Genomic DNA, 16,420 nt, shown 5'->3' with positions numbered 1-16,420 from the left:
CAGGTTTCAGAACTGCGAACGCAGCCTGTTGCCGTCTTGTTCGTTACCACCACGCCACCGGTTCAATTTATTTTTCGATTCGTTGAAGATTATTTTTTTGTGTATTAATTTCATCATTTCCGTCGACAAAGCGTGATCTTGTAACTGATAATCTTGCTCATGGTTACCATCAGACACCCAAAATGGCCGTCGTGACGCCTTCGCGGAGGCAGACATGAGCATGCAGTCACTATCACCGAGCGAGCTGCTGGCAGCCATGGCCGGCGGTGACCAGCGCGCGCTCGACGCGCTGTATCGGGACTGGTCACGCAAGGTCAGGGTGTTCGCCCACGCCAAACTGGTGCGCTGCGGCCTGGACGCCGATGCCATCGCCGGCGAGATCACGGTCGATGTCTTTCACGACCTGTGGCGCGATCCCTTGCGTTATGACGGGCGCGTCGAATTCGTGACCTGGCTGCTCACACTCACCCGCAACAAGACGGTCGATCAGATTCGCCGCCATGGCAAGCGACAGGCGGCCGAGGACATGTTCAGTGACGACAGCACGTTCGAACTCGAGGCAGGCATGCATGCCGAGACAGCGCCCGATCCGCTTGCGCTCCGCGAAACCGCGCAGCGTCACACGGCGGTGCAGCGCTGCCTGCAACGCCTGCGCAATCCGCTGCAGCGAGAAAGCCTGACCCTGTGGGCGCTCGAGGATTTATCGGTACGCGACATCGCGCGTATCCAGGGTGCTCCTGAAGGTACCGTGAAGACCCGGTTGTTTCATGGCCGGCTCAATCTGAAATCGTGCCTGGAGCGCTGGTTCGTACAAGAAGGTGGACGCCATGGATGAACAACAACGCTTGCTGGAACGCCTGCCCGACTATCTCAACGGTCATGTCGAAGGAGACGATGCCCGTCACATTGCTGCATTGCTCGAGAGCGACGCAGCATGGAAGACGCAGGCCGCTCTGCTGGGTGACGTGCGCGCCGCCATCGCTGCGCAGATGGAGGAGGTCGATAACGACACCGGTCTTGCGGAGTTGAAGCGTCGCATCGCCAAGCCGGATACTGCCGTGCCCCGCAGCAGTTGGTGGCAGCGTCTGGGGGCCAGCTTCCTGGGGCCCGCCCTGGCACCTGCGCTCATGGCCACGCTGGCAGGTGTCTGCGTAATGCAGGGATGGATGCTGTACAGCACGCCCGATACCGAGATAGCGTGGCGCAACGCGCCGCTGGGCGTGGCCACGCCAGCGGCCAATCTGGAGGTGCGTTTTTCCGCCGATGCCAGTCTGGCGCAGGTCGAGGCGGCGCTGATCCGGGCCGAGTCGCGCATTGTTGCCGGACCGCAGGGCGGCCAGCGCTACCTGCTGCAGGCGCGCGACCCTGCCGCAGCCGTGGTGCAGCTGCGCGCCAGTGCCGTGGTTGTCGAGTCCACCGTGCTCGTGGCCGGACCGCCTCCCTGATGCGGCGCCACTGTGTCGCACTCTGTTGGGCCTGGACGGTTGCCATCGGCCTGCAGGCACCGCTTGCCGCCGCCGAACGCCACGCCCTGCTGGTGGGCGTATCAAGCATGCCGGCGCTGCCCCGCAGCGGTTGGCTCAGCGGGCCACGCCACGACGTGCCGGCCATGCGCAATGCGCTGCTGGCGCAAGGCTTCGCACCCGCCCACATCGTCAGCCTGGCCGACGGCGTGGCCGGCGCGGGCATGCCCACCCGTGCCGCGATCCTCGACCATATGACACGCCTGGGCAGGACGCTTCGGCCAGGCGACGTGCTGGTGCTCTACTGGTCCGGCCACGGTCTCCTGCTGCCGGGCCAGCCGGGGCTGTGGCAAACGCCCTCCGGCCAGCAGGTGCATCTGCTGGCGCAGGATGCCCGTATCGATGCGCGTAGCCGGCAGCTGGCGGGCGCCGTCAGCAGCACCGATATCGGCAGGGTGATCGATGCTCTTGCCGCCCGGCGCGTCCAGGTCGTGGCCGTGTTCGACAGCTGCCATGCGGCTGGCAGCACGCGCGGCGACGCCGGCCTGGCCTGGCGAGGCCTGTCCAGTACCGAGCTTGGCTGGTCGCCAGCGATAAGCAGCGTCAGCGGCCGCCCTGCATCTCTGGCACGCGCACAGGCAGCCCCTGCCGACGCGAGGGGGCCAGGCGAACGACCACAGTTCATCGGCTTCTTTGCCGCGGAGTCGCAGCAACGCAGCGCCGAGGCGCTGGCAAGCGACTATCCCGGCCAGGCACGAGGCATCTTCACGCGGGCCGTGATCGCCGGCTTGCGCGACAACCCGGCCAGCTATCTGGCCTGGGCAAGCCTGATCAACGGGTACTACCGCCAGGCGCTCGATGCCCGCCGGCTGCCGGCCAGCGCGCGCCCTTCGCCAGTGTATGCAGGCGCACTGGAGCAGACGCTCTGGACCGATGTCGAGGCGCCGCAATTGTGGCCGGTCCGTCAGGATGAACGCGGCTGGTTCGTGCCGTACGGGCGTCTCGATGGTCTGCAGTCGGGCGACGTGCTGCAGCGCGACGCAGGTACCTGGCGCGTTACCGAGCTGGGTTGGAATCAAGCGCGGCTCATGCCGAACGACAGCATCACGGCGACCACTGGCTGGGCCCGGCGCCAGCCAGTTACGCCGGCCCCGGCAAGTACACCCATTCTGACGCTGGTGAGCCGGCAGCGCGGCGTGCGCATGGTTGACCTTACCCTGCCCGGCCGCAGCGCGCTGCGCCTGCGCCTGCGCGACAGCGAACTGCCAGCGCTGCGTGGCCGTGCCGCAGGCATCGCCTCGCTGCTGGCGCTGCCCGCCACCTCGAACTTGGCGCCACTGCTGGCGGCCCGCATTGAAGTCCAGGCGCCCGGCCAGACAGTCGTCAGCCTGCCGTTCACCGACCGCGACCTGGGCCTGCTGGCGGTCGGCACGCGCCTGCGCATCATTGTCGAAAACGACAGCAAGCAATCCGTTGACGTCGGCATCGTGCACCTGCCGCTGACAGGGGCTGCCACCCGTGTGTTTCCACCTTTTGAAGGCGACAGCAACCGGCTTTCTCCCGCCATGCCGTCGCAGGTCAGCCGCTTCGAACGCGAATTCGAGGTCACGCGGCAAGGCCTTGCCGGGGCACCGGAATGGCTGGCACTGGTGGCCGCACCAACCAGCCAGGACGCGCTGCCACGCCGCTTCGTGCTGTTCGAGCCCTTGCGCGGCGTAACGGCGGAAGCGCAGCAACGCGGCGTCGCGCTGGCCACCCGGCGTGATGCCGACCTGGCACAGGTGGCACGCATCAGCTGGCGTGTGACATCGGGAACTGGTCAATGATGCGTCTGCGCATGCTCGCATCGGTCGCATGGCTGTGCGCGGCAACAAGCCTGCTGCCGGTACATGCCGCGCCCGGCTGCCGGCCCGCCGCCGATGCGCTGATCGAACAGGGCGCGCAGGCCGTCGAGCAAGAACGCTTACAGGATGCCATTGTCCCGTTCAGTGAGGCGCTGCGCCTGTGCCGCACGGCAGCCGACCAGCGCGGTATCTCGGCCAGCCTGCTTGCCTATGGCAAGGGCCTGCAATTGCTGCGCCGCTTTGCCGAAAGCGAGTCGTCCCTGCTCGAAGGCCTGGCGCTGCGCCAGCAGATCGACAGCGGTCCACTGGCAGATGGCGATCCGGAGCGCGAGAACATGTACTTCCCAGCTGAGCTGATGTACCTGTACCGCCAATGGGGCCGCTACGATCTGGCATGGGAATGGGGCGAAAAAGCGCTTCTGGCAAAGGCGCGGCTGGCCGGCACCAAGTCCAGTTCGTACGGCACGTCGCTGTCCAACCTGTCGGGCATCGCCATGATCACACGCGACTATGCGCGCGCGCTGCCGTATGCGCGCCAGGCCATGGACATCTGGGAGGGCACCTCAGGCACAGACAGCACTGATCACGCCTGGGGCATGCGGGATGTCGGCGCACTGCTGCTCGGTCAAGGCAAGATGCAAGAGGCGTACTACTATCTCGAGCGCGCGTACCGCATTCGGCTGGCGGCATTTGGCCAGGACAGGACCGAGACCCAAACCAGTGTCCAGGACATGTCAGCCTGGCACACCCAGGCTGGGAACGACACAGCAGCACTGGCATTTGCCGAACTGGGACTGGCCAGCGCCGTGCGCCGCTTCGGACCCGATGCGCTTGACAGCAGCTACGCGTTGGCGCGCGTGGCTCGCATCCACCTTCGGCTGGGCGAAGCGGCACAGGCAGCGGACGAGGCCGAGCACGTGCTGCGCATCCGCCGGACCGCGTTGGGCGAGTACCATGCCCAGACCGTGAACGCCTGGCAAGACGTGGCCAAGACACAGCTTGCCAACAACCGTCTCGGACGCTCGGCTGCGGCCGCGCAATCGGCGTTCAAGGCATGCCAGGCGATCCCGGGCGGTGTGGCTGCCTCGTGCGTGGCGCACCAGCTCGATCATGCCAGGGCGCTGCTGGCCCTTGGCCAGGCTGGCGCGGCACTGGAACAAGCCGACCGCGCCGCGGCCCTGGCACGCAGCCATGGCCAGATGTGGGCTGACGAGAGTGCCGGCGTCATGCTGGGCGCACAAGCATTGCGCGCCCAGGGCCGGCCGGCTCAGGCCGAGAGCGCTCTGGCCGCGCTCTCGCAGCGGATGGCCGGACTGCCGGCCCTCGCCGGCAGCGAGCTGGACGTCGCGCTGGCGTTGAACGTGGTACGCGCCGAGCACGACGGTATCGGCGCAGCCGACCTGGCCGCGCTGGCCGAACGCAGTAACGTCCTCGCGCGGCAGGTGGCTACTGAGCGCGGACAATCTCACCCTGCCTATGCGAGCGCCCTGCTCGATGCTGCTGCGCTCAATGCGCGCGGGACCGACCCCGCACTGGCGCGCATGCAGGGAGCACGCGCAATGGCGATCGGGCTGGCCAACCGTGCCCCCCTGTTGCAGGCGCGGGCCGCTGCTCAGCTCAGTGCGCTCGATACTGGCGCGCATGCGGTCTTTCTCGGCAAGGTGGCGGTCAATGCCTTGCAAGCGGTGCGCGAAAACACGACCGGCCTGCCGATCGAGCAGCAACACAGCTTTCTCCAGTTGAAGAAGGCAGCGTATCAGCAACTGGTGGACCAGCTGCTGGATCGGCACCGTATCGGTGAAGCCGAGCGCGTACTGGCGATGATGGAGCAAAACGAATTCCACGACCTGGTGCGTGGCGCGGATGCGGGCGCCAATGCAGCCGCCGGCGAGCGACACGATGTCCGCGTCGTGCGCCTGCATTTCGACGGCATCGACGCAGCGGCCGAGCAGCAATTCGCGCTGCACACACGCATCCTGGAGCAGCTTGCACAAAAGCTGGCGCAAGCACGTGCGCGTCATGCGCAGGGCAGTGCCAATGGCCCGGACGAGCTGGCTGCAGCGCAAGAGGCCATGAACGATTTGCTCGATCAGGCGACGGCGGCCTGGAGTTCGCCGGCCCCATCGGGCGTGCCAGCGGCGACCGGCGCCGCCAGCGTGCCAGGCGATGCGACCTGGACGGCGAACACCAGCGCTGCTTTGCCACCAGGCCGACTGCATCTGACCTATCTCGTGGGCGAACGCCGCCTGCGCATCGTCGTGCAGCACGATCGCAGCGCGCGCGTCGTCACGCTCGATGCCGATCCAGCCAGCCTGGTACACGACATCGCCTTGCTGCGTCGTCTGGCGCAAGCACCCGGCAAGGACCCGCGTGCACACGCCCAGCGCCTGTTCCGCCAATTACTGGGGCCTGTGCTGCCGGAACTGACGCGGGCGCGCACGCTGACACTGTCGCTGGGTGGCGTGCTACGTTATCTGCCGTTTGCCATGCTACACGATGGCCGCCAGTGGCTGGTCGAGCGCCTGCCCTTGCAGGTGACCGGCAGTGCCGGCATGGATGATGCGACAGTCACGCCGTCAGCGCCTACGCGGCCACGATCGGTCGCCCTGTTGGGCCACAGCCAGGCCAGCGGCGACTTGCCAGCCCTGCCTTTCGTGGTGCGCGAGTTGCGGGCCGTCGGAACGGCAGGGCGGATTCCCAGCCGGATCCACCTCGACGCCGGCTTCACAGCCGCCACGCTCGAGCGTGCGCTGCAACAGCACAGCATGGTGCACATCGCCAGTCACTTCGTGCTGCAGCCAGGCCGCAACGACGGCTCGTACCTGGTGCTGGGCGATGGTCAGCAACTGAGTCTGGCCGAATTGGCGCAGGCGCGCTTTCACTTTGCCGGACTGGATCTGTTGACCCTGTCGGCCTGTGAAACCGCCGTGCCGGCCGGGCTCGATGCCACCGGCCGCGAACTGGCCGGCCTGGCCTGGCTGGCACGCGAGCGTGGCGCACGCCACGTGCTGGCCAGCCTGTGGCGCGTATCCGATCGCTCGACCGCCACATTGATGACTGACTTCTACCGAGCGCTCGGACGCGGTGCCGGCAAGCCGGAGGCGCTGCGCGAAGCCCAGTTACGCCAGATCCGCAGTGCGGCACCGAACGGCACCGAACCTGCACGCGGCCTGAAAGCCATCGACCAACCGGATCTGGCACCGGTGCAGGGGCATCCCTACTATTGGGCCGGTTTCACGCTGCTGGGATCCTGATGTCCGACGTCGGCGCGTACTACGAACAACGGGCTGCGCACGCTGTGACGCGGCTGACCCAGCGCCTCGGGCTTCTTCATCAGATACGCAAAGCCGGCCTGGTGATCCTTCGGTCACCCGTGCCGCGCCACCATATCCCGCACCCGCTGCGCCATCGTATCGATTGAAAACGGTTTGGTCAGGATCGCCATGTCAGGGCCCAGCTGCCCGTTGTCGAGCAAGGCGGTCTCGGCATAGCCAGTGATGAACAGCACCTTCAGTTCGGGCCGCGCCACGCGCGCGGCATCGGCCATCTGCCGCCCGTTCATCATCCCGGGCAAGCCGACGTCAGTAATCAACAGATCGATACGCGCGCCCGATTGCAACAAGGCCAGGCCGCCAGCGCCATCTTCGGCGTTCAGCACGTGGTATCCCAGGTCTTCCAGCAGGTCGACCACCAGCATGCGCACGCTCGGCTCGTCGTCGACCACCAGGATCGTCTCGCCGCGGCCGTCCGGCGACGCCAGCGCCACCGGCTGCGCGGTATCGACACCCTCGGCCTGGCCGCGGTGGCGCGGCAGGTAGATGCTCACCGTGGTGCCCCGCCCTACCGCTGAATCGATGTGCACCTGGCCGTCTGACTGCTTGGCGAAGCCGTAGATCATCGACAGGCCCAGCCCCGTGCCCTGCCCGATCGGCTTGGTCGTGAAGAACGGGTCGAAGGCCTTGGCCACCACGTCCGGCGCCATGCCGGTGCCGGCGTCGGATACCGACAGCGTCAGGTAGTCGCCAGGCGGCAGTTCGAGCGCGCGGGCGGCAACGGGGTCGATCTGGCGATTGGCGGTTTCGATGGTGATCGCGCCGCCGGCCGGCATCGCGTCGCGCGCGTTGATGCACAGGTTCAGCAGCGCGTTTTCGAGCTGCGACTGGTCCACCAGCGCTGCCCACAGCGCGCGCTCGGCGCGCGGCTCTACCTGCACGGCGGGGCCGGCCGTGCGCCGGATCATGTCGAGCATGCCATCGATCATGGCATTCACGCAGATCGCCGTGGGCGCAAGCGTCTGGCGGCGCGAGAACGCCAGCAGGCGATGGGTCAGCGCGGCAGCGCGCCGGGTCGCACCCTGTGCCACGCCGATGTAGCGGTCGACATCGCCCACGCGGTCTTGCGCGATGCGGATCTTGACCAGGTCCAGGCTGCCCGCGATGCCGGCCAGCAGATTGTTGAAGTCATGCGCCAGGCCACCGGTGAGCTGGCCGACTGCTTCCATTTTCTGCGAGTGGCGCAGCTGCTCCTGGGCGCGCTCGAGCTCGGCCTGGCGCTCGCGTTCGACCGTGATGTCGCGGCCGGTCGCATACGTCACGCTGCCCGCCGGCGCGGCGACCCACGAAATCGAGCGTGTCGAGCCATCCTTGTGGCGATAGCGGTTGACCAGGCGCGGCTGCCCGCCTTCGGCTGCGGCGAGGTTGGCGTCGACGGTCGGGGCGTGGTCCTCGGCCACGACGAATTCAGTGACGTGATGGCCAACGAGTTCCTCGGGGGTATAACCGAGCAAGTGGGTCCAGGCCGGATTGACACGCCGGAACACACCATTGAAATCGATCGTCAGCAGCAGGTCGGGCGACGTGTCCCACATGCGGTCGCGTTCGGCCTGCGCTTCTTTTTCAAGGGTCACGTCACGCGCCGAGCAATACACCTTGCCGTCGTCCGGCACGGCCACCCACGACAGCCAGCGCCAGCCGCCGGCCTTGTGGCGATGGCGGTTTTCGAAGCGCAGCGCCGGGATGTCGCGCTCGAGTGCGTCGCGCCACACGGCCTGGGTCAGTGCCTGGTCGTCCGGATGGACGAACTCCATGAAGTGGGTGCTGGCGATCTCCTCCTCGGTCCAGCCCAGGCTGGCTTCCCAGGCCGCGTTCGACGTTTCGACGAAGCCGTCGGCATTGAGCACGCCCAGGATGTCCGGGCTGACCTGCCAGGTGCGGCCACGCGCCAGCGCCTGGGCAATGACTTTCTGCTCGAGCTGCTCGTTGAGCGCGCGCAGCTTGAGGATCGCCTGGTCGCGTTCTGCTTCGACCGCGCGCCGGCCCTCGACGTCGATCAGCACGCCCGGGAACAGCAGCCCGGTGCCATCCGGCGCCAGATCGACCCGGCCGTTGGCCTCGATCCAGTAGTAGCGCCCGTCGGTGCGCCTGACGCGGTACTGGTGGGCGTAATGGCCACCGCGCGCGATGACGGTGTTGATCGCCTGCGCCAGGCCAGCCTGGTCGTCGGGATGGACCGTGGCAACAATCTGGGCCAGGCTCAGGCCGACGCGCCCGAGCGCCGGATCAAGGCCGAAGGCGCGCGCGAATGCCTCGTCGACCGTGAACCGGTCGGTTGGCAAATCCCAGAACCAGGTGCCGATGATGGCGCCAGCGGACAGCGCCAGCTGCACCCGCTCGGCATCGATGCGCGAATTGCTTTCGTGCTCGCGCAGCACGGCCTCGTCGGCCACCTGGCGGCGCCGGGTGAGGATGGTGTCGGTGGTTTCGATACAGGTGCATAGCAGGCCAAGGATCTCGCCGTCGTCGCCGCGCACCGGGCCGTACGAAAACGTAAACCAGGTGTGCTCGGCATAGCCCTTGCGCTGCATGACCAGCGGCAGATCGTGCATCTTGTACGACTCGCCGCCAATCAGCGTGCGGTCGACCAGCGGCGCGAGCACGTCCCAGATTTCGGGCCAGGCAGCCTGGAAGCTGCCGCCCAGTGCGCGCGGGTGCTTGTCGCACAGTATCTCGGCGTAGGAATCGTTGTACAGGAGGGTTTGCCCGGCGCCCCAGACCAGAAAACTGGGGAACGCCGAACCGAGCACGATGCTCACGCCGGTGCGCAGCGTGGCCGGCCAATCCTCGATGGGCCCCAGCGGCGTGGCGGCCCAGTCATGCTCGCGAATCGCGGCGCCGAGCGCCCCGCCGTCGATGGGAAATGCGTTGGGATCACGCATGGGATCGACAGGCTGCGGGGCCGGCTGTCAGCGGAAATGGGGTGCGCACGCTCATGATGCCGGCATTATGGCATGGGCAGTGCGCCCGCTTGCACTACGCTGCGATGGCGATGCGCTGCTGCGCCTTGTGCCCGAGCGCGCGCCCGTGCTGCTGCCCGGTCGCCTGTGCATCGACCTTGAACACGCTCACCATCTGCTGCAGCGCCTGGGCCTGCTCTTGCAGCGCGCCGGTGGCGGCCGCCGCTTCTTCGACCAGGGCCGCGTTCTGCTGTGTTGCCTGGTCCATCAGGCTGACCGCTTCGTTGATCTGGCCGATGCCCGACGTCTGCTCTTCACCGGCAGCCAGGATCTCGGCCATGATGTCCGAGACCCGTTTCACACTCGAAACGATCTCGTTCATCGTGGTGCCCGTGCTGTCGACGAGGGCCGTACCCGCCTCGACATTGGTCACCGATGTGCCGATCAATTCCTTGATCTCTTTAGCTGCCGCCGCCGAGCGCTGCGCCAGATTGCGCACTTCGCTGGCGACGACCGCAAAGCCCCGGCCCTGCTCGCCAGCGCGCGCTGCTTCGACGGCCGCATTGAGCGCCAGGATATTGGTCTGGAATGCGATACCGTCAATGACGGAAATGATGTCGACGATGCGCTTGGACGACGCGTTGATCGCGCTCATGGTCTCGACCACGTCCCCGACCAGCTTGCCGCCGCGGATGGCGACTTCGGACGCCGAGCGCGCCACATTGTTGGCCTGACGGACGTTGTCGGCATTGTGCTGCACGGTGCTGGTCAGTTCTTCCAGCGAGGACGCGGTTTCTTCCAGGCTGCTGGCCTGCTGCTCGGTGCGGCCCGACAGGTTCATGTTGCCGGCGGCGATTTCAGCGCTGGCGGTGGCGATCGACATGCTGCTGTCACGCACGCTGCGCACGGTGCCGGACAACTGCTCCTGCATCGAGGCCAGGCCCTTGAGCAGCGCGCCCATTTCATCCTGGCGATCGACGACGACCGTCGTCGACAGGTCGCCGTGGGCCATCGCGTCAAAGTGGCCGATGGCTTGTTCGAGTGGCCGCATGATTGCGCGCAGCAAGAGCACCGACGACACGATCGCCAGCAAAAGGCCGAACACGACGCTCAGACCGGCCGCCCACATCAATGTGGTAAACAGCGCCAGGCTGGACTCGAACTCGTGGCGGGCAGTGGCCAGCTGGTAATCGTCCAAGGCAACCGAGGCCTTGTCGAAGACACCGTACAGCGCCGTCATTTCTTTCATCGACAGCGCTTCGATGCGCTCGCTATTACCCTGCTCGAGGGCAGTCGCCAGTGCCAGCATGCCGTCGTTGATGTAGCGTGTGCGTTCGGTTTCCAGCGTCTTGGCCAGTGCTGACTCTTCACCATCGCGCGGCATGCTCAGATAGGTTTGCCACGATTTGTTGGCATCGTCGATGAAGCCCTTGGCACGCGTGATCGTCTTGGCGACGTCGGGCGCCTCCGGGTGAAAAACCGCACGATCCAGGCCAAACCGGGCGCGGTTCAGGAAATTCTTGGAATTGTTGATCGCGATGCTCGAGGCGAGCTGGTTGCTGTACACCTGCTCAAGCGCAGCATGATTCGAACGCATGCCGTAGATGCCGAGCACGCCAATGGCGGCAATGAGAAGACCGAGGACCGCCAGCGTGGCGATCAGTCGGAAACGCAATGTTAATTTGGAAAGCATGGGGGCCCTGGATAAAGTTTTCTTGCGCGGAGTGAATACCGCAACAGAAAGACGATAGCCCGGAAGTGACTACTTCTCGTCAAAAAAGAGAGTCTGACGTTCAATATCGTGCAAAGTAGTTGTCCTCAAGCAACAACAGCATGGCCTGCTTGTCGGTTTTGTCGGCAAGCTTGCTGAGAAGGCCACGCCAGATTGTTAAATGCCGGTTGTTCGTCATTCAAGGCGGCCGGCCGGAAATGCCATCGGCGCGCTGCACATGCGCCGCCAGCGCCGCTGCACGAGCGTGGCGGTAAGAACGAGTGCAATGGGCGTTGCGATGGACCAGACCGGCCAGCCCAGCCACTTTGCGCCAAACACGGCCAGGATCGGGCCGATCAGGCTGAGTCCGAGCGCCGCCAGTCCGTAGAACACCATACCCCAGCGCGGCGCACGCGCATGGTCGCGCAGCACGAGGGCCAGTGCCGGCAAGGTGACGCAGCACAGGCACGCCTGCCACACCAGTTCGATCCCGCCAGCGCCGCTGGCAAGGGCCAACAACAGCGAAACCGCCGAGCACCAGGCCCAGACCGCCAGACCCTGTCGCAGCATGGTCCGGGCCAGCAGCGTGTTGAAGCGGGCCGGATCGACCGGCGACACCGGCGCCAGCCGTACCAGCGCCTGCTCGCCGCGGGTGCGTGCCAGCCAGAATGGCACGGCGGCAGCGGGAAACAAGAAGCACAGCATGACGGCGCCGATCATCACCATCGTGGGCACAGTCTCTTGAGCGATGAGCGTGCCGCGCAAGTGCCAGGTGATGGCAGCGAAGGCCAGTGCCACACCCAGGGTTGTCGACACCATCAGGTAGAACAGATCCGGGCCGAGTGCACGCAGCAGCAGCGCGCCCGGCGTATGCCGCCTCGTCCCATGGCGTGCACGGAAACGGCGCACCGAGTACCGGCGTGTGCCTTCCCACCAGGCGCTGCCGCCGCTGCCGCCTGACCACAGGGCCAGATGCTCGCGCATGGCCCAGTGGCGCTCGCCGCCACGAGGAAATAGCGACCGCACCGCCGGGACGGCGAGCAGGACCATGGCCACTGCCAGCAGCGGCACGACGCCGGGCTGCGCGGCAGCGTCGCGCAGCCATTCCTGCCATTCGTCGCTCAGGAATGAAAAGAAGAATGGCAGCACCAGGACCACACCCGCGCCGACACCAGCGACCAGCATCGCCGCGCCCAGTGTGCCGGCCATGGCGAATGGCAGCACCAGGTGCGGCGTCTCAGGGATCAACTGCAGCCCTGCAGCCAGCAAGCCGACTGCAGCTAACCAGACCAGCAGCACCAGCTCGACCAGACGAGTGCGCATGGCCGGCACCAGTTGGGCATTGGCGGGCGTGTTCACGCCGAGCGCGCCTGGAACAAAAGCAAAGGTCCAGTCAAACAGCAGCAGACCCGCTGGCGTGCACAAGGCCCAGCCGAGCCCGGCCAGTACGCCATACACCGCGCCCATGAGAGGCGCCATGGCCACGGTCAGGATGACGATGGCGGACCACAAAACCGTTTGCGCACGGGGATGGATGTGCGCATGCGCGGCTTGCCACAGCATGCGGTACTGTTGCAGACGCGCGCTCACCGCGTGACCTCGATGAACAGATCTTCCAGGCCGAGCGGCTCGACGCGTACGCCTGGCGTGTCAGCGAGCGGCGCCCCACCCTGCACGATGACGCAGACGGACCCATCGCCCGTCTGGCTGCGGCGCAGCTCGCCCGGCAAGGCGGCGCCCAGCAGGTTGGCCGGGCCGATCACGCGGCGCGCACCATCGAGCAGGGTGTCGAGTTCGCCCTGCAGCGCGATGCGGCCATTCTTGAGAAACGCCACATCGGGTGCCACGCGCTCCAGATCGGTCAGGATGTGCGTCGAAAACACCACCGTGGTGCCCTGCTCGATCACGCCGTCGACCAGCTCGGCCAGGAAGCTTCGCCGGCCGGCCGGATCGAGCGCCGACGCGGGCTCGTCGAGCACCAGCAGCTCGGGATCATGCGCCAGTGCGCGAACGATCGACAGGCGCTGCTGTTCGCCGCCGGAGAGCCTGCGGATCGGCTTGTTGCGCATGAGCCCATCGAAGCCCCAGCGGTCGAGCAGCGACGCGACCTTCGCGTCGTTCCAGCGCGGATACATGGCCTTGAAGTAATCCAGCATCTGCAGCGCCGTCATCCACTCGAACAGATCCGATTTCTGCGGCACGTAGCCGATGCGGGCGCGCGTTGCGTCCGTCAACGCATTCAGCGGTTCGCCAAACAGCAGGACGCTGCCGCCATCGGTCTCGCGCAGGCCCAGCAGGCACTCCATCAACGTCGACTTGCCGGCGCCATTGCGCCCGAGCAGGCCAACCACCTGCCCGGCCCGCACTTCCCAGTCGAGGTTATCGAGAATGGCCTTGCTGCCGAACTGCTTGGCCACGCCGCGCATCTGGATCGGGGATGGTGTCACGGTGACTCCTTGAGAATGAGTGTGAAAAGAGCGAGCACGGTGGCCGGATCGAGTTCAAGTTCGCGCGCTTCACGCGCAGCGCGTTCCAGCGTGGGCCGCAGCAGCGCGGCGCGATCAGTGGCATCGGCAGCAGTGCCCTCGCCCCCACCGGCTGCGCGATCGGCCACGACCATGCCGACACCGCGCCGGCGAGCGAGCACGCCTTCGAGTTCGAGCAGGCCGTAAGCCTTGGAAACCGTCATCGGATTGACCGTCAACTGCTGGGCCACGTCACGCACCGAGGGCAACGCCGCGCCGGGCGCCAGCTGGCCACCGGCAACCAGGCGCCGCACCTGATCGACCAGTTGCCGGTAGATCGGATCGGAAGAGCCGGGGATGATCGAAAACAGTGAAGTGGCCATTGCGTATTAGTGTATTAGTTGGTTAATACAGTAACCGCGATGGTGGGCCTTGTCAATGCGGTGATTCGAGATTATTGCAACCGTGACATTGTTTGATAATTCGGCGTGACTGGGCTGCTAAGCTTCTTTGGTTGTCACACGAGATGTCGCCGGATGCGTTTTGCACTCACTTGTTTTGCTGTCTGCCTGTCGGCCGTGGCCAGGGCCGAACCACCGGATACGGCCACGCCCCAGCAAGTCGTCGTCAACGGCGCCCAGGGCGACGTCGAGGCAAGTCGTGATTTTGTTGCCGGTAAAGTAGTCATCGGCAAGGTGCGCATCGCCGAAAGCGGCCTGCAGAATGTCGGCGAGCTGCTCAACCGTGAGCCGTCGGTCAGCGTCGGCAAGGATGGACGCATCGGTTTGCTCGGCCTGCCCGGCTACACGCAGGTGCTGGTGGACGGCATGCCGCCCCAGGGCGACACGTTCACGCTCGACCTGGTGCATGTCGAGCGCATCGAGATCATCAAATCGAGTACTGCCGCGACCGGCCCGATCGGCATCGCCGGCACGATCAATATCATCCGCCGCAAAGCGCAGAAGACGCGGCTGGCACAGGTCAATGCCGGCCTGTCAGCGACGGCTGGGCTTCCTGGCGCCGATGTGGCCTGGTCGACGGGTGGTCCGATCGACGGCAAGCCGCTCGTGTACAGCGTGCGCCTGTCGGCCGTACACAAGCCGGTGTCCAGCCGGATGGACTACATCGCGACCCGCGAGAGCGCTTTTGCCGTGCCGGTTCTGGCCTACACCGGCCAGGCGCGCAACCGCAATGCCGCGAACATCGTCAGCGCCTCCGGGGAGTTCACCTGGAACGTCGACAACGCGCACACGCTGACATTCAGTCCGGCGGCCAGTTATTTCGGTGGGCCGCGACGCAGCCGGCAACAACGCTTCTGGCGCGACGGCAGCACCCTGCTCACGCGCCAGGATGGCGACAGTGCGATGACGTCGCTCGAGATTCCCTTGCGCTGGGACTGGCGCATCGATCCCGAGAGCAGCCTGAGCGTGAAGCTGAACGTGAACCGCGCCCACATTGACAGCGATGCGCTGCGCATCGATACCAGCAATGCGGCGCTCATGGACGAACTGGTATCGCGCCCGACGTCCGTCAGCACGAATACCTTCCTGCACGTGGACTACGCAAACGAGTTCGAAAACGGCCATGCGATCACGGCTGGCGCCAAGTTCGCGCACAACCGGGCCAACAATTCCTACAGCGACTTCTTCAATGGCGTGCCCGACTACAGCCTGGCTGTCCTGGGCCGTAGCGACACGGCCCGCCTGACGAGTAGCGAGCTGTTCTTGCAGGACGAATGGCGCATCAATCGCAGCTGGGCCGTGAACATCGGCAGCTCGGTCGAGCGGCGCGCCTATCGTCTGCGCGAAGGCACGGCCAGCAGCAGCCCCGGCTTCACGATGTGGGCGCCGTCACTGCACGTGTCGCGCAAGCTCGGCGCTGACCGCAAGCGCCAGCTCCGGCTTTCGGTCGCGCGCAGCTTTCGCGCGCCGTTTTTCGATGAACTGCTGTGGCGCCCCGTGATCAACACGTTTGCACCGTGTCGCGGCCAGATGCTGTGCGGTGCCAACACGCTCGATACCGCCGACACTGCCGGCAATCCCGGCCTGCAGCCCGAGCGGGCGCTGGGTGTGAACCTGTCGTACAGCCATGGCATCGGCAAGGACAGCGAGATCACACTCGAGGCCTACTCTCGCAACATCAGCAACAAGACCGGCTACGAGATCGCGCTGGCCGATGTGCCGTGGGCAAGCACACCGCGCTACATCGGCCGCCAGGCCAATCTGGGCAGCGCCCGGATCCGGGGGCTGGACCTGGAAGCACGCATGTCGGGCAAGGATATCGGCAGCCATCTGACGCGCCTGGACCTGCATGGCAGCGTGGGCCTGGCCGACTCGACGCTGAGCGACCTGCCGGGCCCCGACAACCGTCTGTCCGGCCAATCGCCATGGCGCGCCAAGGTGGGCGGCAGCTATACGCTCCAGGCGGTGCCGGTCAAGCTGGGCATCGACGCCAGTTATCTGCCGGGCGACTGGGTACGCGACAGCGTGAACCAGCGCGTGTATGAATCGGGCAAGCGGGTGCTGAGCATGAATGCGAGCTGGACGGTCAGCAAGCAGACCAGGCTGGTGCTCAATCTCGACAATCTCGTGCCACGCACACGGTCACGCATCGACGAGTATCTGGGCGCGGCTGAGATCGTGCGGCGCACGACCGATACGTCCAACCATTCGCGCGTGGCGATTCGGCTGGAAACCAGACTATGA

At 66.1% G+C, this 16,420-nt stretch carries 10 protein-coding genes; 5 read left to right on the top strand and 5 right to left on the bottom strand.

Translation table 11 applies throughout. The annotated features are described in order from the left end of the window. Positions 1–214: 214 nt before the first annotated feature. The 4 genes from HD842_RS21250 to HD842_RS21235 are packed head-to-tail and all read left to right on the top strand — an operon-like array spanning position 215 to position 6,561. On the top strand, positions 215–835 hold the full coding sequence (locus HD842_RS21250) for an RNA polymerase sigma factor (RefSeq protein ID WP_183557086.1): 621 nt from the start codon (positions 215–217) through the stop codon (positions 833–835). Further along, a complete protein-coding gene (locus HD842_RS21245) occupies positions 828–1,445 on the top strand; it encodes a hypothetical protein (RefSeq protein ID WP_183557084.1) in 618 nt (205 codons plus the stop codon). The genes HD842_RS21250 and HD842_RS21245 overlap by 8 nt, the downstream gene beginning before the upstream one ends. Further along, positions 1,445–3,289 (top strand): caspase family protein, encoded by a 1,845-nt coding sequence (locus tag HD842_RS21240; protein ID WP_183557082.1) that lies wholly within the window; start codon positions 1,445–1,447, stop codon positions 3,287–3,289. The genes HD842_RS21245 and HD842_RS21240 overlap by 1 nt, the downstream gene beginning before the upstream one ends. Beyond that, positions 3,286–6,561, top strand: coding sequence for a CHAT domain-containing protein (locus tag HD842_RS21235; RefSeq protein WP_183557080.1), 3,276 nt, complete (start codon positions 3,286–3,288; stop codon positions 6,559–6,561). The genes HD842_RS21240 and HD842_RS21235 overlap by 4 nt, the downstream gene beginning before the upstream one ends. A gap of 113 nt (positions 6,562–6,674) precedes the next feature. Here HD842_RS21235 and HD842_RS21230 read toward each other — a convergent pair whose 3' ends face one another. The 5 genes from HD842_RS21230 to HD842_RS21210 form a co-directional block, all read right to left on the bottom strand. Then, positions 6,675–9,521 (bottom strand): PAS domain-containing hybrid sensor histidine kinase/response regulator, encoded by a 2,847-nt coding sequence (locus HD842_RS21230; protein WP_221290781.1) that lies wholly within the window; start codon positions 9,519–9,521, stop codon positions 6,675–6,677. A gap of 94 nt (positions 9,522–9,615) precedes the next feature. Further along, positions 9,616–11,232 (bottom strand): methyl-accepting chemotaxis protein, encoded by a 1,617-nt coding sequence (locus tag HD842_RS21225; RefSeq protein ID WP_183557078.1) that lies wholly within the window; start codon positions 11,230–11,232, stop codon positions 9,616–9,618. Positions 11,233–11,445: 213 nt separating this feature from the next. Then, positions 11,446–12,840, bottom strand: coding sequence for a hypothetical protein (locus HD842_RS21220; protein WP_183557076.1), 1,395 nt, complete (start codon positions 12,838–12,840; stop codon positions 11,446–11,448). Beyond that, on the bottom strand, positions 12,837–13,697 hold the full coding sequence (locus HD842_RS21215; protein ID WP_183557074.1) for an ABC transporter ATP-binding protein: 861 nt from the start codon (positions 13,695–13,697) through the stop codon (positions 12,837–12,839). Before HD842_RS21215 ends, HD842_RS21220 begins: the two co-directional genes overlap by 4 nt. Beyond that, the gene (locus tag HD842_RS21210) at positions 13,694–14,098 is read right to left on the bottom strand and encodes a GntR family transcriptional regulator (RefSeq protein ID WP_183557072.1); all 405 of its coding nucleotides are present in this window, start codon (positions 14,096–14,098) and stop codon (positions 13,694–13,696) included. Before HD842_RS21210 ends, HD842_RS21215 begins: the two co-directional genes overlap by 4 nt. 153 nt (positions 14,099–14,251) lie before the next feature. On the opposite strand from HD842_RS21210, the gene HD842_RS21205 reads away from it, so the two are divergent. After that, entirely contained in the window at positions 14,252–16,420 is a 2,169-nt protein-coding gene (locus tag HD842_RS21205; protein ID WP_183557070.1) for a TonB-dependent receptor plug domain-containing protein, read from the top strand.

This window comes from Massilia aurea, assembly GCF_014200505.1.
In the GTDB taxonomy this organism is placed as follows: Bacteria; Pseudomonadota; Gammaproteobacteria; order Burkholderiales; family Burkholderiaceae_D; genus Telluria; species Telluria aurea_B.
The sequence above is the reverse complement of the archived record's forward strand: the minus strand, read 5'-3'. Positions and strand labels throughout refer to the sequence as shown.

Coding starts and splice junctions, on each gene's coding strand:
- HD842_RS21250 (WP_183557086.1), top strand. CDS start 215: ATGAGCATGCAGTCACTATCACCGAGCGAGCTGCTGGCAGCCATGGCC.
- HD842_RS21245 (WP_183557084.1), top strand. CDS start 828: ATGGATGAACAACAACGCTTGCTGGAACGCCTGCCCGACTATCTCAAC.
- HD842_RS21240 (WP_183557082.1), top strand. CDS start 1,445: ATGCGGCGCCACTGTGTCGCACTCTGTTGGGCCTGGACGGTTGCCATC.
- HD842_RS21235 (WP_183557080.1), top strand. CDS start 3,286: ATGATGCGTCTGCGCATGCTCGCATCGGTCGCATGGCTGTGCGCGGCA.
- HD842_RS21230 (WP_221290781.1), bottom strand. CDS start 9,521: ATGCGTGATCCCAACGCATTTCCCATCGACGGCGGGGCGCTCGGCGCC.
- HD842_RS21225 (WP_183557078.1), bottom strand. CDS start 11,232: ATGCTTTCCAAATTAACATTGCGTTTCCGACTGATCGCCACGCTGGCG.
- HD842_RS21210 (WP_183557072.1), bottom strand. CDS start 14,098: ATGGCCACTTCACTGTTTTCGATCATCCCCGGCTCTTCCGATCCGATC.
- HD842_RS21205 (WP_183557070.1), top strand. CDS start 14,252: ATGCGTTTTGCACTCACTTGTTTTGCTGTCTGCCTGTCGGCCGTGGCC.